This window comes from Vibrio qinghaiensis, from assembly GCF_002257545.1.
GTDB lineage: Bacteria > Pseudomonadota > Gammaproteobacteria > Enterobacterales > Vibrionaceae > Vibrio > Vibrio ordalii.
On the sequence record NZ_CP022742.1, the window covers coordinates 208,157 to 230,005 of the forward strand.

A 21,849-nucleotide genomic window follows, 5' to 3' on the forward strand; every position below is an offset into this window, starting at 1 on the left:
TGCTCCCACCGGAAAATAAATTGATTGGAGCTTAAACGGGCTTCGCTTTTAATGTGCGCGCAATCGCTTACGTTTAAGCGACAGGATGATAGAGGAAACAGGGGTGAATTTCATCCTTTTATTTTCCATAGGGTTAGCCAGCTTTGGCGATTTCGATTATCATCGCGTTATAAAAATACCTTCAAAAAAGCATAAGGTTAGGCCATGTCGTCAGCTCAACTCTCACAAATTAACGTCTACCCAGTCAAATCGATAGGTGGCCTCTCGCAGTCCACCGCTTGGGTTGAAAAACAGGGGCTGGCTTTTGATCGGCGCTTTATGATCGCGTTAGCTGATGGTTCAATGGTCACTGCACGTAAGTATCCAAAGATGGTTAAGGTGAATTCAATACTGGTTGCGGATGGTTTGATCTTCACGGCGGCGAACCAATCTCCATTAAAACTGCGTTATGCAGATTTCAAAATGCAACCTTCCCCAGCGCAAGTGTGGGATGACAACTTTACCGCTTACACCACAACCGATGAAGCGGATGATTGGTTTAGCCAAGTGTTAGGCCAGCGTGTTGAGTTGCTGTTTACCGGAGAGCAATCAAACCGAATGCGTGAAAAAGTGGGTCACAATGTCAGTTTTGCTGATGGCTATCCCGTGCTGGTCATCAGCCAAGCTTCACTTGATGAACTTAATCGCCGCAGCCCTGAAGTGCACAGTATGGATCAATTTCGTACCAATCTAGTGGTACGAACCGATGAGCCTTTCGCTGAAGATAGCTGGAAGCGGATCCGAATTGGTGAGGTCGAATTTGAAGCAGTAAAACCTTGTGAACGCTGTATTCTCACTACTGTTGATGTGAATAAAGGGGCTTTTCGTCCAACCAAAGAGCCGCTAAGAACCTTGTCACAATTTCGCGCTAACGAAAGAGGCGGTGTGTTTTTTGGGCAAAATTTAGTCGCAAAAAATGAGGGGATGATTCGAGTTGGCGACAGCGTTGAGGTGCTTGAGTACAAAGAGAAAGAGTTTTATCGAGATTTGGGCATGAGTCACCATGTGATGACCTGTGTTGAGCGTGAAGCGATTGCGCGTGATTTTGTCACGTTCTGGCTAGAGCCGAAAAAGGGGGAAATGCCCAATTATCAACCTGGGCAGCACCTACCAATCGAAGTTGTGATCGATGGCGAGAACGTGGCGCGCCGCTACACTTTGTCATCTAGCCCATCGCGTCCGGGTCGGTTAGCGATTTCAGTCAAACGCATTGATGGCGGTAGAGTCTCTAACTGGCTTCTTGATCACTTGCAGGTAGGAAGTACATTGACCACGCAATCACCGGATGGCTCGTTTCATCTGTCGACTCAGCACCAACAACCGTTGTTACTGTTGTCGGCTGGAAGTGGCGTGACGCCTATGTTATCGATGTTGCGCTATCTTGCCGATAATCAACAAATTCAAGATGTGGTCTTTTATCATCAATGCCGCAGCGTTGACGATATTCCTTGCCGTGTTGAACTTGAAGCGCTTAAGCAGCATCCGGGGTTGAAAGTCTTCATTTCGCTGACTCAAGCTCCCATCGATTGGTTGGGGCTGAAAGGTCGGCTCTCTTTATCCCATCTTAAGCAAATCCAACATGTGACTGCTCGCCAAGTGTTTGTGTGTGGGCCTGATGGTTTTATGCAGAAAGCAAAAAGCTTATTGTTGAAAAAAGGGCTTGCGGAAGAATCTTACCACCAAGAAGCATTTGGTGTGGCGCACACCGGCGCAGCTGAGCTGAAAACGTTACAACTGAGCGTCAATGGCCATGTATTTGAGGGTAATAACCAAACGACCTTATTAGATCAAGCCGAAGCCGCTGGCATTGCGATTGCCAGCAGTTGCCGAGCAGGGTTCTGTGGCGCGTGCAAGGTGACTGTGCAGTCGGGCAAAGTGCATCAACCTGACGTGCCAGCACTGCCTGAGCATGAACGTCATCTTGGTTTCGCTTTAGCGTGTTGTTGTATTCCTGAAACCGATATTGAGGTGGTAAACTAGTTTTCGCCTCACGCTGTTGCACTACAGTGACTTTGTCCAATAAAAATGCCTCTTGGGTCAGTGTTGACCGCAAGAGGCGTGACGTTGCTAGTGATTTTTATTCGAAACCGTTTCAGTCTCTTCAAAGTGACTCTCTTAAAGCTAGTTGGCAAAGTGCAGAAATACCAATTATTCGTTTTTATGTAGTTAAATTAGTTTAAATTTGTGATGAAAATTCCATATTTTTTTTGTTTATTTTCCATCCAATCTTGCCTGTGTTTGATGTTTTTTTAGAATAACTGTCGAATAAATGAGCGCTTGAACGTTTGCGTAAAAATATGTGATGAAACTCTCATTTTGTTCGCTATACTTTCCGCCCGGTTATGAGCCGGTGCTCAACCCATACAAGCCGTCACACGGAAATGTGAATGACCCCAAGGACTGGACCAGCTAAGTTCCTCTGCTTGTATAAGGTGATCTTAGATGAACAATATGTTCGCATACCCCTCTTTTTGTCATGCTTTTGTTGTGCAAAAGGACAATGATTCTTCCTTTGCCAAGTTTTTTGGTTCTACCCTTATTTCCAAATTTCAAACTAGGTAAATACAATGAATATTCTTTTTGGCCTCGTCGGCATTTTAGCGCTGATCGCTTGCGCCTACCTGCTCTCTGAAAATCGATCTTTCATCAATTGGAAAACCGTATCACGTGCTTTATTGCTGCAAGTTGGTTTTGCCGCGCTGGTGCTCTATTTCCCATGGGGACAAAGCGCACTAGCCAGCATCAGCGGCGGTGTGTCTAGTTTGCTAGGTTTCGCCGATGCAGGTATCCGTTTCCTATTCGGTGATTTAGCCGATTCCGGATTTATTTTTGCTGTTCGTGTTCTGCCTATTATCATTTTCTTCAGCGCTCTTATCTCTGCCCTTTATTACCTTGGTATCATGCAAAAAGTCATCGAGTTTATCGGTGGTGGTATTCAAAAATTTTTAGGTACGAGCAAAGCTGAATCACTGGTCGCTACGGGTAACATTTTCCTTTCACAAGGTGAATCTCCACTGCTTGTGCGTCCCTTTTTGTCGCGCATGACGCGTTCAGAACTGTTTGCCGTCATGGCCGGAGGTATGGCCTCTGTCGCAGGTAGTGTGTTGGGTGGCTATGCCGGCCTAGGTGTTGAGCTTAAATACCTTATTGCAGCCAGTTTTATGGCGGCCCCCGGCAGTTTGATGATGGCAAAAATCATCGTACCAGAGCGCGATGTTCCACTTGATCAAACCAATATTGAGATGGATAAAGCGCAAGAAAGTAATGTGATTGACGCACTGGCGAGCGGGGCGATGAATGGCATGAAAGTGGCGGTGGCCGTCGGTACAATGCTGGTTGCATTTGTGAGCGTGATTGCGATGGTTAACACTGGGCTTGAAAGTTTCGGTGAGTTATTGGGTCTGAACGGCATTACCTTACAACTGCTGTTCGGTTATTTATTTTCACCACTGGCTTGGTTGATTGGTGTACCAAGCCATGAAGTCTTGATGGCGGGCTCTTACATTGGGCAAAAAGTGGTGATGAACGAATTTGTGGCTTTCATTGATTTTGTTGACCACAAAGCGCTGTTGTCGGAACACACCCAAGTTATCATTACTTTTGCTCTGTGCGGCTTTGCCAATATTGGTTCTATCGCGATCCAATTAGGCTCTATCGGGGTTATCGCTCCTGAACGCCGTGCAGAAGTCGCGAATTTAGGTATTAAAGCGGTGATTGCAGGTACGCTAGCTAACTTAATGAGTGCATGCCTAGCGGGCATTTTCATTCTGCTTTAACGCACTGTTTGCTTATCTTAATGCTCACTGCGGTGGGCATTTTTGATCCATTTACCGAATGATCTGTTTGTCAGTCACTTCTATGTTCTGATTTATAATGAATTCTATTTCTGATGAGCATGACTATGCTATGGCAAAGCTGTCATCGAATGTCGATTGTCCTGTTTCTGAGATACCACAAAAGATGTGCTAGGCAAACTATAGTGTGAATGTTAGTACGGATGGCGTAAGGCTTTCATTTTTCGGGCTGTCATGCCCTCATATTTTTACTGGTGGTTATAATTCCCATGGTATTCATGAGTTCATTGCCATCGGAGGGATGGAACAAGCGATGAACCTGATTTTAAAACTGGCCCAAAAGATAGTATTGGCCAATCAACACTGATAATAAACCTTCCCTTTCGCCAATCTAAAGAGGAGTTTCTCTCCCAAAGCTATGACAGGGCGCATAATAATTGCGCCTTATGCCGACGTTAACTATTCACTCAGTTACAATACCTTTCAAACACGTTGTTAATGGGTGCCTTTCTAGTCGCCGTAGGTGTGTTGCTGCTTATCATATAAAAACAAAAGAAGGGGATTGATATGGAGAAAGTGGTCGCGGTGTGGGACTTTCTTATCACTCATAAATTGGTGTTTAGTATTTTAATCATGACGTTGATTATTTTGACGCGGCGAGTTGTGCTTTCTCAAATTCGTGGCGATGTGGCACTGATTACCGAAAAGCAGCGGAAATGGATGTCACGCACCAAGAATGGCGCCTTTGCCTTTACTTTGATCATCCTATTTATAGTGTGGCAATCGGAGATCAACGAATTTGCACTGTCAGTGACTGCGATAGCGGTCGCCATTGTAGTTGCATCAAAAGAGATCATCTTGTGTTTTACCGGCTCAATTCAGCGAGCGAGCTCTCGCTCATTTCGTATCGGGGATTGGATTGAAGTCGGAAAACTGAGCGGTGAAGTGATCGAACATAACTTGATGGCAACCGTGATCCAAGAAATCGATTTGAATCATGGTCAATATCACTACACAGGAAAAACCGCGACCTTGCCAAACAGTATGTTCTTCTCATTTCCGGTGAAAAACCTTAACTTTATGAAGCGTTATGTGTTTCATAATTTTTCGATAGTAGTGCCTGAATTTGTAAATTTGTACCCTTTATTGCCGATTATGCATGAAAAGATAGAGAGACACTTTGCCCATTTTATCGATGTTGCAAGGCGTTATAACAGCATGATTGAAAAACATGCGGGTGTAGATTTGCCTAGTGCTGAGCCGCACATTCAGATCAGCAGCGCAGCCGCAGGAGAACAGATCGTGCATTTCATGATTTTTTGCCCAACAGAGCGGGCCAACCATTTAGAGCAACTGATCCGCCAAGACTTTATGCAAGCGTATGAAAACGCATTTCCACGCGCTTTAGTTGCAACAGAAGTGCTGCCGAGTGAAGTGGGTAGCTAACCGCCGAATAATGAGCGCTCACACAGTATGGTGAGCGTCTTACCTCTAATGACTCTCTGGGTGAGAAAAGATATATTAGTGATGACAGTGAGATTAACGCTCAATTGCGTGTGTTTTTTTCACCGAAATCCCTAAGCGTTTTGAAAGCCGAGTAAGATTCGCGCGATCCACTTGCAATAATCTTCCCGCTTTTGCCCAATTGAAATCGGATTGGGTCAATGCTTCACTGATCAATTTACGCTGATATTCATCCGTTGCTTCTCGCAGCCCACGTTGCCACACCTTCGCTGTGACCTCTTTGTCGCTCAACGTGCTTGGCGTGTTAACCAGAGGTAGGCTGAAATCTAACTCCCCTATGTCGTAGCTGTTGACGGTGATCAACGCTTGTAAGCCTTGTCTGGCTCGTGCTTTCAGCGCTGCGCGGTTGATCACGTGTTCTAATTCGCGAACATTACCGGGCCATGAGTAGTTGAGTAACCCAGCCAGTGCGTTGGGATCGATTTTGAGCTGCGTGATACCGAGCTTGCGACGCGCTTGCTCTAAAAAATAACCTGCCAACAAGGTAACGTCACCATTTCGCTCTCTTAGCGGAGGGATATGAACAGGGTATACGCTGAGTCGATGGTAAAGATCAGCTCGGAATCTTCCCGCTTCCACCTCTTGCTTTAAATCTCGATTTGTCGCTGCCAATATTCGTACATCAATAGTTTGGACATGATCCTGTCCTACGGGCTGAATTTCATTGTTCTGCAATGCGCGTAAAATCTTGCTTTGGGCAGCCAGTGGCAGTTCACCGATCTCATCGAGAAATAAGGTTCCACCGTCGGCTAATGCAAACTTGCCTAAGCGGTGCCGTTCTGCGCCAGTAAAAGCGCCTTTGACATGCCCAAACAGTTCACTTTCGACCAAGTTTTCAGGAATTGCGGCGCAGTTGACATAGATAAGGGGTTGGCGTTTACGCGCTGATAGTTGGTGCAGTGTTCGTGCGACCAGCTCTTTACCGACCCCCGTTTCACCATAGATTAAGATGTTGAAATTAGAAGGGGCGACTACTTCCAAATCGGCTTTCATGGTCAGCATCGACGCACTTGAACCGATGATCTCTCCACCTTCTCTGTCCCATGCTTCTTCATTCAGCTCTTCTAAGCGTTGCTGGGATTGTTTGGCCTGTGCTTCAAGTTGAGAAAAGGTCAGTGCCATCTTCAAGGTAGAGGCCGCGATTGCCGACAAGGCTTCTAGGCTGCGTTTTGGAATATGCTCAAACATGTTGGGATTAAGGCTATCAAGCGTCAAGATACCGAGCAGTTTGTCACCAAACAAAAGGGGTAGGCCCATACAAGAGTGCATGGGAAGGTTGCCATCATGGTCCATCAATAAACCATCGAAAGGATCCGGCAGTGGTGAATTTGCATCGAAAATGACCGGTCCACCAGCGTGGCAAATCTCACTAAAGCGCGGATGTTCATCAATTAAAAAGCGCCTGCCTAAGGTATCGCGAGTCAAGCCTTGCATCGCAAGGGGGATTAACAAATCACCTTGGCGTGAAAGCAGCATCACACAGTCGCATTGAATGGTTTTACGAATCGCATCAAGCAGGCGATTGAACCTATCTTGATCATTCAAACCACTTGCGAGTCCTATGGTCATTTCAATCAAGGTAGAGATGGAAAAATCTTGCATGGTAAGCACTCAGGTGATGTTTTTGGATATTGTAGTGTCATAATGACATTTTTTGAAGTGTTATTTTGACCTGATCATTTAATGATTTTTTATTTTTTATTTAAAAATCAATAGATTAATTTTGGTATGCTTTGTGCTATATAAACTTCAGTATCAGAGCGAATCTAATTCGCCATTTATAAAATCTGAGGAGAAAGCTCAATATGCTCAATAATCAACACATCGCCATTGTCAAAAGTACCATTCCTTTGCTTGAATCTGCCGGGCCAGCACTCACGGCTCATTTCTATCACAGAATGTTTACTCACAATCCTGAGCTAAAAGATATTTTTAATATGACCCATCAACATACTGGCCGTCAGGGCGTTGCACTGTTTGAGGCGATTGCTGCGTATGCGAAAAATATTGAAAATCTCGCCGCGTTAACCAGTGCAGTGGAACGTATTGCCCAAAAGCACACCAGCTTTAACATTCAGCCAGAGCACTATCAAATCGTCGGTCATCACCTTATTGAAACGTTGCGAGAGCTTGCTGCCGATGCTTTTACTCCTGACGTTGAAGCAGCATGGACGGCGGCCTATCTCTTTTTAGCGCAAGTCTTTATTGATAGAGAAGGCGAGTTGTACTTACAGCGTAAGCAGGCGATCGGCGGTTGGGAAAACGCGCGTGAGTTTGTAGTGCAAGATAAAGTGAAAGAGTCTGAGTTGGTCACTAGTTTTATCTTTGAGCCTGCTGATGGCAAAGCAGTATTAGATTATCAGGTAGGTCAGTATATTGGGATTGAGCTCAAGCCGGAAGGCGCGTCATACAGTGAAATTCGTCAATATTCCTTGTCGCAAAAACCCAATGGAAAAAACTATCGCATTTCTGTGAAACGTGAAGGCGTGGATACTGAACATCCTGGGACAGTTTCTAATCATTTACATGATTATGTTGAAAAAGGCAGTCGAGTGAAACTTTATGCGCCAGCAGGTGATTTTTTCTATGTTGAGAAGCTTGCTCCCGTTGTACTCATCTCTGCTGGTATTGGGGCAACACCGATGCAAGCCATGTTGCAACAGCTTGCGTCAGTAGGAAAAAAAGAGGTGACATATCTGCATGCTTGCAACAATTTATCACAACACTCTTTTATTGATGAAACAGCGACATTAATGGCGGTGCATCCATCATGGCAGCAAGTGGTCTGGTATCTGGAAAGTGAGCAAACAGCAGCCAAGCAAGGTTCTATGATCTTGCATGAAGTTTGCGAGCAACTGCCGCTAACACAGGGGGATTTTTATATCTGTGGCCCCGTTGGTTTTATGCAGTTCATTGTTGAACAGCTTGAATTGCTTGGCGTAACAAGAGAGCGTATCCACTACGAAGTCTTTGGCCCGCACGCCTATTTATAAAGTATAAAGCGCTATCTTAATCTAGGCTCTTTTAAGGGCCTACACTCTTCCCACTTGAAGCTGCTGCGGTGTTAGCTACGTTCGCTCACCTCAATCACATAGTTTATCTATGCTCATGGGGATGAACTCACTTGCCGTCTACCTGCAACTTCAGTGGTTTGGGTATAGATACTCAAAAGTGGGCTGGGAATTAGTGCTCACTTTTTATTTGTAGTGCTTGCCAAGTAATTTCATCGGAATGGCTATCGCTATCAATAAAAATTGACGATCCACTGATCATCACTGAAATATCCATACCTCGGCTCAATGATGCGGAGAGTTTTTCAATCGCTGTAGCATCAAAGCGAAATATATCGGCATTAAGGTGAGCGAATTTTCCTTTATTTTGTTCCCACCAAACCTGTGATTTGGTGTTAAAGCTGTAGACTTTCACCTGTTTGGCAAGTCGTGTGGCTTTTTTAACGCGCTCAGTGTCGGGTTCACCGACCTCAACCCAAAGTTGAATTTGATCATCTAATGATTTTAGCCAGAGATCAGGTTCTTCAATCGAAGAAAGCCCTTTCGTGAACGTCAGATCGGCTGATGCATTAAGACAAAACGCTAAAATGCGCGCCATCATTCGTTCGTTGCTTTCTGAAGGATGCTGAGCAATGGTGAGATTTAAAGAGTCATAATGATCGCGATTAGTATCCGTCAGCGCAATACGGAACTTATAGATTGTCGGTTTCAGAGCCATTGGAAGAGTGCCAAGAAGTAAAACGAAAATAGCCAGCAAATTGCTGGCTATTAGAATACTTAGTAAAAAATTATACTAGGCGGATGTTTTCAGCTTGAGGGCCTTTTTGGCCTTGAGCTACTTCAAACTCTACCTTTTGACCTTCAGCAAGAGTGCGGAAACCGTCACCTTTAATTTGGCTGAAGTGTGCGAATACGTCTGGACCGTTTTCTTGTTGAATGAAGCCGAAACCTTTAGTTTCGTTGAACCATTTTACTGTACCAGTAACTGTGTTAGCCATTTTAATACCCAAAATCAAAAAAAGTTTTACAGCCGAATACGGCGCGGATAGCGTGGAAAAGTAGATTGCTATTGCGTACGACACGACGGGGGAGTTACAAGTAATCCAACGAGACGTATGTGTATACAAAGAACTGCTTTCTAGCTAGTGCAAAGTCTAGTTCAAACTTTTATCTTGTCAATCATAACTCGATAAAACTCGAAAAACTTTTTTAAAATAGTTGGGTTTTATGCTCTATGTTGCATTTTCTTGTGCTGAGGCTTGAAATTAACATCATTGTTAGCTTGGTGACTGAGATTGTTTAGGTTTTTTAAAATAACTAAATATTTATCTCTTGTTCAGAGTGCCGAGCTCGAAAATGGGTGTGTTAGTCTTTATCGGTATCGATACTTATCGCAACTCATAGCAAAATTATGTTAATTATGAGTGATACTTCAATGTATTGATAGTGTATGTTTTGTTTACTTAGGCTAAATAAATATGAGTTTTGTGGCGTATGTTCCCGTTACTATATTCACGCTTCCTTTCGTCCTTGCGATTGGTCCATAATGTGTGCCGAGTATGGAAATAAAAGTTGTTTACTTTCAGTACACACTGATTTGATTTGTATCTTCTTCTACTCGCAGATTAGAAGTGTAAGAAGATTGCTAGAGGGGTTGATTGTTGACTGAGGAAGAGTTACCTACTGAGAGGTATAAAATGAAACTGAAACTGTTAATTATTTTCGTTGTGTCCATTGTCGCCGGATTGGCCTCAGCAGAGCACTTTCACTCTTTTCTGCTTGGATTGTACATCTCGTCATTAGCAGTAGGAAGCTGTTATTGGTTTGCCTTTAGAAGCACAAAAGCCCCCGCATTAGCACTTGTGCTTTTGATCTGTGGTTTACTGGCTAAGTTGACCATTACCGTTGTAGGAGTGATGTGGAGTTTGTCTGCTGAGTTAATGACTTCACCATTTATTTTTGCACTCTCATACCTATTTTTCTCTATTGTTGTGACCTATCTATGGTTCAGTTTTAAAGATAAAAAATTATCAGAGCCGAAATAAACTAAATAGAGGCCTCACGTTGATTTTGTATTGAGTTTTTAGCGGCATTGATCGCGGTTATAGCTAGTGTGTTAAAAGCGCTTCACAGGATAATTGAAAAGGGAAGTCAATGATAATTGGGTTATTTTGGGCAGAGAAAGGCATCTTACTACTCGGTATTATTTTTATTTTGATGAGTATTGTGCGGTACAGTAAACGCAGTCATGACTGGAAAGGTGTGATAACGATGTTTTATCGTCGTATTCCGATGTCAATTGAGGAATATAAGTGGTACCGCTTAGGAGTGGCGCTGATTGTTGTAGCTATTGTGTTGCGTATTACTTTGTTGACGTTTTGGCCTGCACTGTAAGTTTGGTCTGAATAGGGTGGTTTTTTAATGACAATACTATTCACACGTGTTGGCTTTTCTTCTACGGCGATATCAATTAAATTTTTCCACAACTCGCATCTATCTAACGTTTAGGTATACACTCTATTTATCAAATTAAATAAATAGAAGGTGATTACATGTCTTTCCCCGTACTCATCTGTGATGACTCTGCACTGGCTCGAAAGCAGATGGCTCGTTCACTTCCCGCCTCGCTAAACGCCGATATTACTTTCGCAGTTCATGGTTTAGATGGGATTAAAAATCTTGAAGAACATGATTTTAAATTGATGTTCCTCGATTTGACCATGCCAGAATTGGATGGTTACGGTACGTTAGAAGAAATACAGCGTAGAGGAATGTCTATTCCTGTCGTTGTGGTTTCCGGGGATATACAGCCAAAAGCGAAAGAACGGGTAATGGCCCTCGGGGCTCGAGCTTTTATTCAAAAGCCGATCGATAAAGAAGCCTTGAATCGTGTGCTGAAAGAGCTGGTCGAACCACCAACACAACCTCATATCGTTACACCTATTTCGGTTGAATTACCGATTTTAAAGCGTCGTGACATCTATATGGAAGTTGCGAACGTTTCGATTGGTCGAGCGGCAGATGCTCTAGCGCGGCACTTTGATGTATTTGTTCATTTACCTTTGCCTAACGTGAATATTTTTGAAGTGAGTGAACTACATATGGCACTGCGAGACTTGGCAGAAAATGATCAAGTGTCGGGCGTATGTCAAGGTTTTAGCGGTGAAGGTATTGCAGGTGAAGCACTCGTGCTCTTGAGTGATTCAAGTGTTTCTGACCTCAAAAAATTAATGAAAGTACCAGCAGACAGCGAAGAGCTTGAAGAATTAGAGCTGTTGATGGATGTATCCAATATTTTAGTTGGCTCTTTTCTGAATGGATTAGGCGAGCAATCGGAGGTGCGCTTTTTTCAAAGCTCTCCAGTGCTGCTTGGACAACATATTTCGATTGACTCCATCATTAACTCAACAGCCGGTTCATTTAAAAAGACAATGACATTTGAAGTAAGCTATAACATTGATCAAACAACGATCCGCTGTGACTTGCTCTTTATGTTTGTGGATGAGTCTCTTCCGTTGCTAGACAATAAATTATCGTACTTAATGGAGGATTTTTAACGATGAATCTCCCTGCAGAATTTGAACAGTTCCACTGGATGGTGGATATGGTGCAGAATGTCGATATGGGGCTTGTCGTGATTAATCGTGACTATGAAGTACAAGTCTGGAATGGATTTATGACACACCACAGTGGTATTCAAGGACATGATGCAATTGGCAAAACCATTTTTGAACTGTTTCCTGAAATCCCCCAAGAGTGGTTTAAGCTCAAAACCAAACCTGTGTATGACTTAGGCTGTCGTAGTTTTATTACTTGGCAGCAGCGCCCATATCTCTTCAAATGTCGTAATGTTCGCCCTATTACTCAGCAAGCCGACTACATGTACCAAAGCATTACTTTAAACCCGATGCGAACCACGACGGGTAAAATAAACTCACTGTTTTTATCGATACAGGATGCCACATCTGAGGCGTTGGCCTCTTTGCGGACACACACATAGAATAAAAATGTCGAGTATTTTGAAGCCTCCTTTTTAATATTTTATTAAGGAGGCTTCATATTAGTGATGGGTTCAATTAATTAAGCGTTACAAGCTCATTTCCGCAACGCTGATTGTTTATAAAGGCACGAATGTTATCCAAAGTTGTCTGAGCGATATTGTGTAGCGCATCTTCAGTCAAAAAGGCTTGATGACCTGTAAACAGTACATTGTGGCAAGCTGATAGGCGTCTGAATACATCATCGACAATCACATCATTCGACTTATCTTGGAAGAAAAGATCTTTTTCATTGTCGTAAACATCTAAACCAAGAGCGCCGATACGACCTTGTTTCAGTGCTTCAATTGCTGCAACTGAATCGAGCAATTCACCTCGGCTGGTGTTTACAATCATCACGCCATCTTTCATTTGGGAAAATGCGTGGCTGTTGAGTAAATGGTAGTTCTCTGGCGACATTGGGCAGTGAAGCGTAATCACATCACTTTGTTGGTAAATTTCCTCAAGGCTGCAGTAAGTGGCACCGAGTTCAATCGCCAGAGGGTTCTGATAAGGGTCGAAGCACAGTACTTTCATTCCTAACCCTTTTAAAATGCGCATTGTGGCGATACCAATTTTTCCTGTGCCAACAACTCCCGCGGTTTTACCGAAGAAGTTAAACCCGACCAACCCTTCTAGTGAGAAATTAGCGTCTCGGGTGCGCTGGTACGCCTTGTGAAAGCGGCGGTTCAAACACATCATCATTCCTACTGTGTGCTCTGCCACCGATTCTGGTGAATATGCGGGCACTCGCACCACTTGAATTCCCAGCTCTTTTGCGGCATCAAGATCAACTTTATCAAACCCTGCGCAGCGCATTGCGATAAGCCTCGTCCCATTTTTATACAATTGGCTCAATACTGGGCGACTTAAATCGTCATTCACAAAAGCGCACACCACAGCGCATCCTTGGGCCATTTTGGCTGTGGCTGGGGTGAGTCGAAAATCGTGAAAGTGTAACGAGAAGAGTGTCTCATCATTAATTTTCGAAAAAGAGCTCGCGTCGTAAGATTTTGCGCTAAAAAATGCAATGTTGATCATATTATCTTCCTAATCAGACTTATAGTTTTCACCTATAAATACGCTTAATATCACAGAAAATAAACCACAAAATAACTATGTCTTTGGGATGGTAGGAGTTGCGGGGTGATGTCACTAAAATCGAAAACGGACGGATTAATGATAAAAATTCACCACAATCTGTAAAAGTCGCCGATAGAAATGTCTGAGTCACCTCTTTTGTGAGTGTGATTTTCATCACATTTTCGGCGCAATGCTGAACAAGGTAACGTTTGCTTATTGTATGAAAGATTTTGCTAAAATGATGGGTTCTTTAATAACGTATTGAAAAATAAAAATTTACACGATGAGTATTTGAGAGAGATAAACTTGAGAAGTGTCGGATATGAAAGTTTCGAGATAGTACCACAAAAAAAATGCAAATATCAGACTTGCCGATAAGAAATCCGGGCCTATAATGCTGAAAACCGGAGCGTCTGCCAACGCTCCGGTTTTTTTGTGTCCAAAATGTACTGACGTCTGCCAACGAAGGTACTACGCACTCTGCAAAAAAGACACAAATGGTCAATTAATCAAGGAATTACATAATGCGTATCGAACAAGAACTTAAGTTAGGTTTTAAAGATGTCCTGTTTCGCCCTAAGCGTTCAACACTAAAAAGCCGTTCTCAAGTAAATTTAACCCGCGATTTTACATTCAAGCATAGTGGGCGTCAATGGTCCGGCGTGCCTGTTATTGCGGCGAATATGGACTCGGTAGGCAGTTTTGCTATGGCAAAATCACTTGCTGAACATGAGGTAATGACAGCGGTTCATAAACATTACTCAGTAGCTGATTGGGCTGAGTTTGTTAAAAACGCCGATGCATCAACACTTAAGCATGTGATGGTTTCAACTGGCACATCTGATGCTGATTTTCAAAAAACCAAAGATATCATGGCGCTTAGTGACGATCTGATTTTCATTTGTGTTGATATTGCTAACGGCTACTCTGAGCACTTGGTCGATTACGTACAACGCGTGCGTGCGCAATTTCCAGATAAAGTGATCTCAGCTGGTAATGTTGTCACCGGAGACATGTGCGAAGAGCTTATTCTAGCGGGTGCGGATATCGTAAAAGTTGGTATCGGCCCGGGCTCGGTTTGTACCACTCGCGTGAAAACAGGTGTTGGTTATCCTCAGCTTTCAGCCATTATTGAATGTGCCGATGCGGCGCATGGATTAGGCGGGTGTATCATTGGTGATGGTGGCTGCACATGCGCAGGTGACGTTTCTAAAGCCTTTGGTGGTGGCGCTGATTTTGTCATGCTTGGTGGCATGCTAGCAGGCCATGAAGAATCTGGCGGCGAAGTGTTTGAAAAAGAGGGCGTGAGCTACATGAAGTTCTACGGCATGTCGTCACAGTCTGCAATGGCGAAGCACTCTGGCGGCGTTGCAAAATACCGCGCAGCGGAAGGCAAAACCGTATTGCTACCTTTCCGTGGCAGTGTTCATGAAACGATTTCAGACATCCTTGGCGGTGTACGTTCAACCTGTACTTATGTCGGTGCAGCTAAGTTAAAAGAGCTCACAAAGCGCACCACATTTATCCGTGTTCAAGAGCAAGAGAACAACGTTTACGGTAAAGAGTAAACTTCCAACTCTTCGGAAAATGTTGAAACAACCATAATTTGATATTGCCTCTTCATAGTCGAGACTTAGGTAAGTTTACGACAAAATCGTGAAGAGGCAATATTATGTCCGATCTACCTTCCCCTTCTACTGTCACCCTGATTGCACTTGAAAGTGCATTTGCTACGCCTGCTCGAAACTTAACTAAATCACGTGGGAAAAACATACACGGTTACGTCAGTGCTAATATGGGAGAAAGAGTTACAGTAGAATCTTTTTTAGAATGTGCTGCTTGTTATCATTTTGATTTTGAGCGCAGCATCATTCGCTTTTGTTCTCGGCCGATAAGATTTTCATACTGTCTATACCCGTGATCATTGAAGATGCTTGATTTCTCATAAAATCAGGATCATGCTACGCATCATGAAAATAATACTGACTTCTCAACAGAAACAACAACTCGAAGAGATGCACGATTCAACCCGTGATGGTCGAGTGCGTGACCGCATCAAAGCGGTTTTACTCGCGTCTGAAGGTTGGAGTCAGGCTATGATTTCTCAAGCTCTCCGTATTCATGAATCGACGGTTGCTCGTCGCCTCAGTGATTATGTGCTCTCTGAAAAGCTCAAGCCTGAGAATAGTGGTAGCCAGAGTCGACTTTCTGAGACGCAGACTATGCAGCTCATCGAGCATTTGACTGAAAAAACCTATTTTCATACCCATCAAATCGTTACTTACGTCGAGGCTGAATTCGGCGTTCGCCACACGGTTGCAGGCATGAATAAGTGGTTACATCACCACGGTTTTTCATACAAAAAGCCCAAAGGTGTACCACACAAATTAAAACCTGAAGAGCAGCAAACATTTATCGAGTATTACAACGATACTCTTAAGTTTAACGACGCGCCTGTGCTTTTCATGGATGCCGTTCATCCGACTCAATCAACAAAGCTCAGCTATGGCTGGATCCGTAAGGGTCAGGATAAGCTTATTGAAACGACAGGTAGTCGTACTCGAGTGAATTTAATCGGTGCTCTACCACTGAAAGACATTAGCGCAACGATCACCGATACTTATGAGACGATAGATAGTGAGAGCATTGTTCGCTTCTTTTGGAAGCTCAAGAAAGAACATTACCCCCTAGAGCAGACGGTTCATATCGTTCTTGATGGTGCCGCCTATCATCGGTCAGAGCTGGTGAGAAATGCGGCCAAAGTGCTCAATATAGAGCTTCATTACCTGCCGCCATACAGTCCCAACTTAAATCCAATAGAGCGGCTTTGGAAAGTAATGAATGAGCATGTGAGGAACAATGTTTATTTCTCCTCGAAAGCAACATTCACCTCGGCTATCAAAACGTTTTTCGATGTGATGCTACCAGAAGTTGCAGGCACACTTGTATCCAGAATTACGGATAATTTTCAGATATTGAAACCTGCATCTTCAAGTTGAACGGGTATATATCAATTGCCAAACTAAAAGCATTAAGGTGAACAACAAGAAGCACCGCTTCATCCCAATCGAGCGATTGCTTGACTATGTCCAACAAATTACTAAAGAAAACCCACCTTCTGATGATACGAGTAATGTAGTTCTGTTTAGGCGCTAGTTTGATTTTTTGATTTATCTGAAGGTAATAAAATTTACCACAGGTAAATATGGTTACGGGTTGTGTCGTTACGCTCTAACTTAATTTTAATAAAAACAAAAGGTTATAATTTGGCATGCTAGTTGATTAGTAACTCATAACTTTCATAGAAAAAGGAAAAAGTTATGGGTTACGAAATAGATTTTTTAGGTGTTGGTGAAGAGTCTAAGAGTGGCGATGCGATAGCACTTCGCTACGGGAATCTACACGGTCCACGTGACGAGCAAACTGTTGTTGTGATTGACGGTGGCTTTCAAAGCACAGGTTCAAAGATTATTGATCACATCACCACTTGTTTTGGCACTTCTAAAGTGGACTTGGTCATTAATACTCACGCTGATCAAGACCATATTAACGGTTTGGAAACCGTCCTCAATGAACTCGAAGTAAAAGAACTTTGGATTCATCAGCCTTGGCTACATAACCAAGGACTTGCTGATAACTTCAAAGATGGACGCGTAACGGACAACAGCTTAGGGGAACGTCTTAAGCAAAACCTCGAAAAAGCGTGGTCGCTGGTTAAGTTAGCTGAGTCGAAAGGGATCAGTGTACGTGAACCTTTTACTGGTTTAACGGATACAGGCGGTGGTATCAAGGTTCTCGGTCCTTCTGTCGAATACTACGAATCCCTCATTCCTGATTTCGATGGCATGCCGGAAAAAGCCATTGCAACAAATGCTTTAGAAAGTTTTTTTGAAAAAGCGGCCGCATCTATTCGTCGTTTTTTTGCTACTTGGGGCGAAGACCAGATTGATGATGAAGGGGTAACATCGGCGAAGAACAACTCAAGCGTTATCACTCAATTGGTCGTCGATGGCCGACGCTCCCTATTTACTGGTGATGCGGGCATTCAGGCTTTGGAACACGCGGCAGATCAAATTGAGCAGTGTATGAGCGGAGTAGACCTTCGATTTATGCAGATCCCGCATCATGGAAGTAAGCGCAATATTGGGACGACCGTTCTAAATCGTTTAGTTGGAGAGCCCATCAGACAAGGCTCATCTCGGAACATTACGGCGATTGCCTCTACGGCGAAAAATGGCGAGCCTAAGCACCCACGGAAAGCGGTGATGAATGCTTTCACTCACCGAGGTGTCAAAGCACTAGCGACGAGAGGTTCCAGTATTTGTCACCATTACAATGCACCTGGCCGTGATGGGTGGAATAGTATGAACCCTGAGCCATATCACTTCGACTATGAAGAAGAGGTGGCATAATGGCGAGAATCTCTATGAAAACTAATAACATTATCCCGCTCTCAGTACTGATGGTTCTTCAGCTAACAGTGATATCACTTGTAAATCAAAGTGCTTTTGATATCAGTTATGTAGATATACTAAAAGACACGAGTGGTGCGATGTTAGCAATAGGTGCGGTTTCGGGGTGGCTTAGCCACCTCATGCCTCCTGACCTCAAGAGCGTCTTGGTATTTTGGCGATGGAACAATGTGTTACCAGGGCATCGCTTTATACAGTTATCAGAGAAAGATCGACGTATTGACACTGCGCTCCTTAAGGCCCGCGTGTCCGAGTTTGAATTGTTGAAGCAAAATAATAGAGAGCAGAACAGTTATTGGTACAAAGAGTTTTATCGCTCATCCAATAAGCAGGACGAAGTGGCTTCAACTCACCGAGCTTATTTGCTGTATCGCGATGCCGCGGCTGTATCTTTTGTCAGTGCCTTTGCATTGCTGGCCGCGAAGCAATTCTTGGGCGAGTATCTTTCAGAAGTAAGTTATCAATCTTTGTGGGTGTTTGTGGTAGCGATCGCAGGCTTTTCCATCGCAGCAAGAAATGCAGGGAACAGACTCGTAACAACGGCAATTGCTGTGAGTTTATGACGTGTTTCACTTGGCAACAAAATTAGAAAAGGAATTTATTGTGACAACAACAGTATGTGCAACAACGATGAATAGAAAAGGCAAGTTCCAAGCACTAATGGCTCAGATGAGCGATGGCTTATTGGAAAGGGAGCAGCAAGTCCGACTAATGATGTTAGCAGCACTTTCTGGTGAACATGTATTACTTGTAGGACCACCAGGAACCGCTAAAAGTGAATTGGCAAAGCGATTGAAAAATGTCTTTGTTGAGGCTAATTACTTTGAACGATTAGTGACGCGTTTTTCTGTTCCAGAAGAGCTGTTTGGACCGCTTTCGATAAAAGCGTTGGAAGAGGATCGTTATAACAGGCTTACTAGTGGATATTTGCCTGAAGCTTCGGTTGCCTTTATCGATGAGATTTTTAAAGCAAATAGCGCCATTCTAAACAGCCTACTAACCCTATTGAATGAACGCCAGTTCGATAATGGCAATAGAAGGGTCAATGTTCCTTTGATCTCTGTTGTAGCAGCAAGTAACGAGCTACCGGAAGGGGAAGAGCTCAGCGCTTTATACGATAGATTTATTTTGCGTTCTTATGTGTCGCCTGTATCCACAGAGTCGTTTGATGCATTACTTTGTGGAGCATTAGAGGGGTTCGACCCAGAACTCAATGTACGTTTGAAGGTTGAAGATCTAAATGAGGTACAGCGCCTAGCTGAGAAAGTTGAGTTGACTGTAGCAACGAGAGAAGCATGTAAAGAATTTCGTAATTACTTAGTGTCACAAGAGATTTACGTATCTGATCGCCGTTGGCGTAAGTTGGCGAAATTAATGAAAGTGTCAGCTTTCACTTCAGGCTTTAATGAAACCAGTATTTACGACACATGGATTCTTCCACATTGTTTATGGGAACAACCAGAGCAATTTGAAGGCCTGCAAGAGCTTTATAAACGATTGGTGACTGTTGATGGGAAAACACCACCATCACGCCTATTACAAGTTATGAGTGTATGGGATAATAGGTTAGCAGAAGAAAACAGCCCGCATAAAAAAGATGCTCAAGGAAAACTACTCTACATCGATTGTGATGGTAATGAAACGACTAAAAAGTCTAGTGAACGTCAAGCCACGGATAAAAATGGTAGATTGCTCTATAAAGACTATCAGGGAAGTAAAACTACGCACAGCGATTATGGTCGTAACGAACCTTGGATGGAAAAAGTGGAGAACAATCCATTGATTGGTAGTGCTCGATTTTCACATGCTCATATCGAGAGCCGGGTAACAAGCGTTCAAGAAATAGTGAATAACATTGAGCAGTACATTGCTACTGTGAAGCAAGAATTGCAGACTGTTGCAGAATACTTCAATAGTCACCTTTGGTTAGATTGCAGTTTGTTACCAGAAATTGTCGGCTCACTCAATGAGTCACTCAAACAGGCTGAAAAGCTGTTAAACAGAGCTAATAAACTTGTTGATGGGTTTGGTCGTTTGCCTTTGGAGGAAGACCCAAGTATTGAAATTGCAGAGCTAGTTTCTTCTGATGATCCTGTGGAAGGAGAGCTGTGTGATTAGAGAATCGTACCAGATTGGCTCTCCGCTATTTAACATGGATAGTCAATTTACATGCCTCGATAATGTGCCGGAAAAATTTCTTCCGGCGGTTATTACGAGCTCTGTCGGCGAATTAGCGGAGCGGTGTGAGTCTTTAGTTAATTCTAGAAATCAACTTCTAACGGGAGAGAATCCGACGAGTTTGTTTCCCTTAGCGTCTCAACCATTGACGAATGCGATTTGCAAAGCGGTAGAAGAAACAGGATTGACTCGATACTGCTTGCAGAGTGAAGAGGTCACAGATGCACTGCTTTCTGACATTCTAACTACGATAGATAAGCTTCAATCTAAAGCATCGCCGTTAGTTACGGACCTGCTTAAGCAGTTGGAAGAAGAAGCATTAAATCAAATCAAGCAAGCTTTAGAGAAGAAAAAGCCTAAACAGGCCAAATCTCTGTTTCTGACTAACGCACAGCGAGCAAGAATTGCCGCGACTGCCTCAGAGCAAATATGGCAGGAATTGCTTTCTAATGAGACTGGCATCGAGATTTTGCCTAATGTATGGCAAGAGAGGCTAGCGGTATGGTCGCAACTAGAAGAGGTATTTACTGAACTTGGGCTGATCACAGGTTTAGGCTTTGACTTATCAAAAGGCGTTTTCCAAAGCCATGGTTGGCTCGATATTGTTCGGTTAAACAAGCTTGTTAAAAAGCTTCCCAAGTTACAAAGCTTGATTCGAGACTTAGGGCGTGATGAGCAAGCAAATGGCTCAGTTCTTGAAGAAATAGTGATCAAAATGAGTGCCGCTTCCAGGCATGAGAAGTATGTGACGACGTCTCTTGTTCCTATGGAAACTAAAGGCATTACTCGCTCTGATTCGATTTCTAGAATGTTGCCCCAAGAAGCCTCACTGTTAACTAACCCTGTACTAAAAAAACTGTGGCACGCCAAGCGAGCAGAGCATGCTTTACTTTCTTATTCAGTGGAAGGGACCGAGGTCCTGGAAACAGAAGAGAAGCTAGAGCAAGAGTTTGTTAGTGAAAAGCAGGGTAATAAAAGCAATAACATTCGAGGACCGATGGTGATTTGTCTGGATACTTCCGGCTCCATGAAGGGGTTACCAGAAAACATTGCCAAAGCGATCGTTTTGGAATGCTTGAAAGTGGCCTACAAAGAAAAGCGGCGTTGCTACGTTTATCTCTTTGGGAGTAAGGATGAGGTTAGTGAACTTGACCTTACGTTAGATACTTCAGGGTTTAATGACCTACTAAACTTTCTGACGATGTCTTTTGGAGGTGGTACAGATGTAGAAGGGCCACTCAACAAAGCTCTAGAAAAATGTGATTCAGAAGAGTGGTACAAAGCAGATATTTTGTTAGTGAGTGATGGTGAATTTCCAGTATCGTCAGGGCTGAGTAGGAAAATTAGTAATCGAAGAGAGAAGCAGGGGCTACAACTCCACGGTATTCAAATAGGTAGCTCTTACTACACATCAATGAGCAAAATTTGTGATCCGATGCATTACATCTTGGAGTGGATTGATTTAAAACGTTAGTCGTTTGTTGGTGATGCCAATCTGCTTTTAACGCAATTAGCAGCCAAAAGTAACTAGCTTATTGAAGTAACTCAATTTTCTCGAAGCTAATTATCATGATTTAACCCTAGATATGATAAATTCCATTGTATGCATATATCATGATAACTAGGACAAAGGATGTCAGAAGCGAAAGCCAATTTTGAGTACGCGATCTCAGACGCAGAGCAATGTATGCGCCCCATGATCCCACGGGGC

18 protein-coding genes and 1 pseudogene are annotated in these 21,849 nt (G+C 43.3%); 15 read left to right on the forward strand and 4 right to left on the reverse strand.

The genetic code is table 11. The annotated features are described in order from the left end of the window. The first annotated feature begins 204 nt into the window (after positions 1-204). The 4 genes and pseudogenes from CCZ37_RS14315 (at position 205) to CCZ37_RS14330 (ending at position 5,279) form a co-directional block, all read left to right on the forward strand. Positions 205-2,019: a hybrid-cluster NAD(P)-dependent oxidoreductase gene (locus tag CCZ37_RS14315; RefSeq protein WP_094501094.1), complete on the forward strand. Its 1,815-nt coding sequence runs from the start codon at positions 205-207 to the stop codon at positions 2,017-2,019. A 587-nt stretch (positions 2,020-2,606) separates the two neighbouring features. Next, positions 2,607-3,815 (forward strand): NupC/NupG family nucleoside CNT transporter, encoded by a 1,209-nt coding sequence (locus CCZ37_RS14320; protein ID WP_013868046.1) that lies wholly within the window; start codon positions 2,607-2,609, stop codon positions 3,813-3,815. A 217-nt stretch (positions 3,816-4,032) separates the two neighbouring features. Further along, positions 4,033-4,200: pseudogene (locus tag CCZ37_RS14325) on the forward strand (peptidase T); the annotation flags it as partial. A gap of 200 nt (positions 4,201-4,400) precedes the next feature. After that, a complete protein-coding gene (locus CCZ37_RS14330) occupies positions 4,401-5,279 on the forward strand; it encodes a mechanosensitive ion channel family protein (protein ID WP_094501096.1) in 879 nt (292 codons plus the stop codon). 93 nt (positions 5,280-5,372) lie between these two features. Here CCZ37_RS14330 and norR read toward each other — a convergent pair whose 3' ends face one another. Continuing rightward, positions 5,373-6,959, reverse strand: coding sequence for a nitric oxide reductase transcriptional regulator NorR (gene norR / locus CCZ37_RS14335; RefSeq protein ID WP_094501098.1), 1,587 nt, complete (start codon positions 6,957-6,959; stop codon positions 5,373-5,375). A gap of 203 nt (positions 6,960-7,162) precedes the next feature. Here norR and hmpA point away from each other — a divergent pair, with 203 nt between their 5' ends. After that, positions 7,163-8,350 (forward strand): NO-inducible flavohemoprotein, encoded by a 1,188-nt coding sequence (hmpA, locus tag CCZ37_RS14340; protein WP_094501100.1) that lies wholly within the window; start codon positions 7,163-7,165, stop codon positions 8,348-8,350. Positions 8,351-8,540: 190 nt separating this feature from the next. Here the strand turns inward: hmpA and CCZ37_RS14345 are convergent, their stop codons facing one another. Together CCZ37_RS14345 and CCZ37_RS14350 are read right to left on the reverse strand one after the other, a co-directional pair. Further along, positions 8,541-9,086 carry a YaeQ family protein gene (locus CCZ37_RS14345; protein WP_010318974.1) on the reverse strand — a complete coding sequence of 182 codons (546 nt, stop codon included), beginning with the start codon at positions 9,084-9,086 and terminating at the stop codon, positions 8,541-8,543. Positions 9,087-9,156: 70 nt separating this feature from the next. Then, entirely contained in the window at positions 9,157-9,366 is a 210-nt protein-coding gene (locus CCZ37_RS14350) for a cold-shock protein (RefSeq protein WP_010318975.1), read from the reverse strand. A 699-nt stretch (positions 9,367-10,065) separates the two neighbouring features. On the opposite strand from CCZ37_RS14350, the gene CCZ37_RS14355 reads away from it, so the two are divergent. From CCZ37_RS14355 to CCZ37_RS14370, 4 genes are all read left to right on the forward strand, one after another. Continuing rightward, positions 10,066-10,413 (forward strand): NADH:ubiquinone oxidoreductase, encoded by a 348-nt coding sequence (locus CCZ37_RS14355; RefSeq protein WP_208613955.1) that lies wholly within the window; start codon positions 10,066-10,068, stop codon positions 10,411-10,413. 109 nt (positions 10,414-10,522) lie between these two features. Further along, entirely contained in the window at positions 10,523-10,762 is a 240-nt protein-coding gene (locus tag CCZ37_RS14360) for a hypothetical protein (protein ID WP_094501102.1), read from the forward strand. A gap of 158 nt (positions 10,763-10,920) precedes the next feature. Next, the gene (locus CCZ37_RS14365; protein WP_010319886.1) at positions 10,921-11,925 is read left to right on the forward strand and encodes a response regulator; all 1,005 of its coding nucleotides are present in this window, start codon (positions 10,921-10,923) and stop codon (positions 11,923-11,925) included. Between the two features lie 2 nt (positions 11,926-11,927). Then, entirely contained in the window at positions 11,928-12,368 is a 441-nt protein-coding gene (locus tag CCZ37_RS14370) for a PAS domain-containing protein (protein ID WP_010319887.1), read from the forward strand. Between the two features lie 76 nt (positions 12,369-12,444). On the opposite strand, the gene CCZ37_RS14375 is transcribed toward CCZ37_RS14370, so the two are convergent. Beyond that, positions 12,445-13,446 carry a 2-hydroxyacid dehydrogenase gene (locus CCZ37_RS14375; RefSeq protein ID WP_010319888.1) on the reverse strand — a complete coding sequence of 334 codons (1,002 nt, stop codon included), beginning with the start codon at positions 13,444-13,446 and terminating at the stop codon, positions 12,445-12,447. Between the two features lie 566 nt (positions 13,447-14,012). Between CCZ37_RS14375 and CCZ37_RS14380 the strand changes: the two genes are divergently transcribed. From CCZ37_RS14380 to CCZ37_RS14415, 6 genes are all read left to right on the forward strand, one after another. After that, on the forward strand, positions 14,013-15,056 hold the full coding sequence (locus CCZ37_RS14380; protein WP_010319889.1) for a GMP reductase: 1,044 nt from the start codon (positions 14,013-14,015) through the stop codon (positions 15,054-15,056). Positions 15,057-15,458: 402 nt separating this feature from the next. Beyond that, positions 15,459-16,487, forward strand: a complete 1,029-nt coding sequence (locus tag CCZ37_RS14390; RefSeq protein ID WP_094502096.1) for an IS630 family transposase — start codon at positions 15,459-15,461, stop codon at positions 16,485-16,487. Between the two features lie 321 nt (positions 16,488-16,808). Then, positions 16,809-17,900 carry a ComEC/Rec2 family competence protein gene (locus CCZ37_RS14400; protein WP_094501104.1) on the forward strand — a complete coding sequence of 364 codons (1,092 nt, stop codon included), beginning with the start codon at positions 16,809-16,811 and terminating at the stop codon, positions 17,898-17,900. Continuing rightward, positions 17,900-18,523, forward strand: coding sequence for a hypothetical protein (locus CCZ37_RS14405; RefSeq protein ID WP_094501106.1), 624 nt, complete (start codon positions 17,900-17,902; stop codon positions 18,521-18,523). Before CCZ37_RS14400 ends, CCZ37_RS14405 begins: the two co-directional genes overlap by 1 nt. A 40-nt stretch (positions 18,524-18,563) precedes the next feature. Continuing rightward, the gene (locus tag CCZ37_RS14410) at positions 18,564-20,078 is read left to right on the forward strand and encodes an AAA family ATPase (protein ID WP_208613956.1); all 1,515 of its coding nucleotides are present in this window, start codon (positions 18,564-18,566) and stop codon (positions 20,076-20,078) included. Beyond that, complete coding sequence (locus CCZ37_RS14415; RefSeq protein WP_208613957.1) at positions 20,071-21,612, forward strand: VWA domain-containing protein; 1,542 nt, start codon at positions 20,071-20,073, stop codon at positions 21,610-21,612. The genes CCZ37_RS14410 and CCZ37_RS14415 overlap by 8 nt, the downstream gene beginning before the upstream one ends. Positions 21,613-21,849 lie beyond the last annotated feature (237 nt).

Excerpts from the sequence above, each read along its gene's own strand:
- CCZ37_RS14315 (WP_094501094.1), top strand. The coding sequence starts at position 205 with ATGTCGTCAGCTCAACTCTCACAAATTAACGTCTACCCAGTCAAATCG.
- CCZ37_RS14320 (WP_013868046.1), top strand. The coding sequence starts at position 2,607 with ATGAATATTCTTTTTGGCCTCGTCGGCATTTTAGCGCTGATCGCTTGC.
- CCZ37_RS14330 (WP_094501096.1), top strand. The coding sequence starts at position 4,401 with ATGGAGAAAGTGGTCGCGGTGTGGGACTTTCTTATCACTCATAAATTG.
- norR (WP_094501098.1), bottom strand. The coding sequence starts at position 6,959 with ATGCAAGATTTTTCCATCTCTACCTTGATTGAAATGACCATAGGACTC.
- hmpA (WP_094501100.1), top strand. The coding sequence starts at position 7,163 with ATGCTCAATAATCAACACATCGCCATTGTCAAAAGTACCATTCCTTTG.
- CCZ37_RS14345 (WP_010318974.1), bottom strand. The coding sequence starts at position 9,086 with ATGGCTCTGAAACCGACAATCTATAAGTTCCGTATTGCGCTGACGGAT.
- CCZ37_RS14350 (WP_010318975.1), bottom strand. The coding sequence starts at position 9,366 with ATGGCTAACACAGTTACTGGTACAGTAAAATGGTTCAACGAAACTAAA.
- CCZ37_RS14355 (WP_208613955.1), top strand. The coding sequence starts at position 10,066 with ATGAAACTGAAACTGTTAATTATTTTCGTTGTGTCCATTGTCGCCGGA.
- CCZ37_RS14360 (WP_094501102.1), top strand. The coding sequence starts at position 10,523 with ATGATAATTGGGTTATTTTGGGCAGAGAAAGGCATCTTACTACTCGGT.
- CCZ37_RS14365 (WP_010319886.1), top strand. The coding sequence starts at position 10,921 with ATGTCTTTCCCCGTACTCATCTGTGATGACTCTGCACTGGCTCGAAAG.
- CCZ37_RS14370 (WP_010319887.1), top strand. The coding sequence starts at position 11,928 with ATGAATCTCCCTGCAGAATTTGAACAGTTCCACTGGATGGTGGATATG.
- CCZ37_RS14375 (WP_010319888.1), bottom strand. The coding sequence starts at position 13,446 with ATGATCAACATTGCATTTTTTAGCGCAAAATCTTACGACGCGAGCTCT.
- CCZ37_RS14380 (WP_010319889.1), top strand. The coding sequence starts at position 14,013 with ATGCGTATCGAACAAGAACTTAAGTTAGGTTTTAAAGATGTCCTGTTT.
- CCZ37_RS14390 (WP_094502096.1), top strand. The coding sequence starts at position 15,459 with ATGAAAATAATACTGACTTCTCAACAGAAACAACAACTCGAAGAGATG.
- CCZ37_RS14400 (WP_094501104.1), top strand. The coding sequence starts at position 16,809 with ATGGGTTACGAAATAGATTTTTTAGGTGTTGGTGAAGAGTCTAAGAGT.
- CCZ37_RS14405 (WP_094501106.1), top strand. The coding sequence starts at position 17,900 with ATGGCGAGAATCTCTATGAAAACTAATAACATTATCCCGCTCTCAGTA.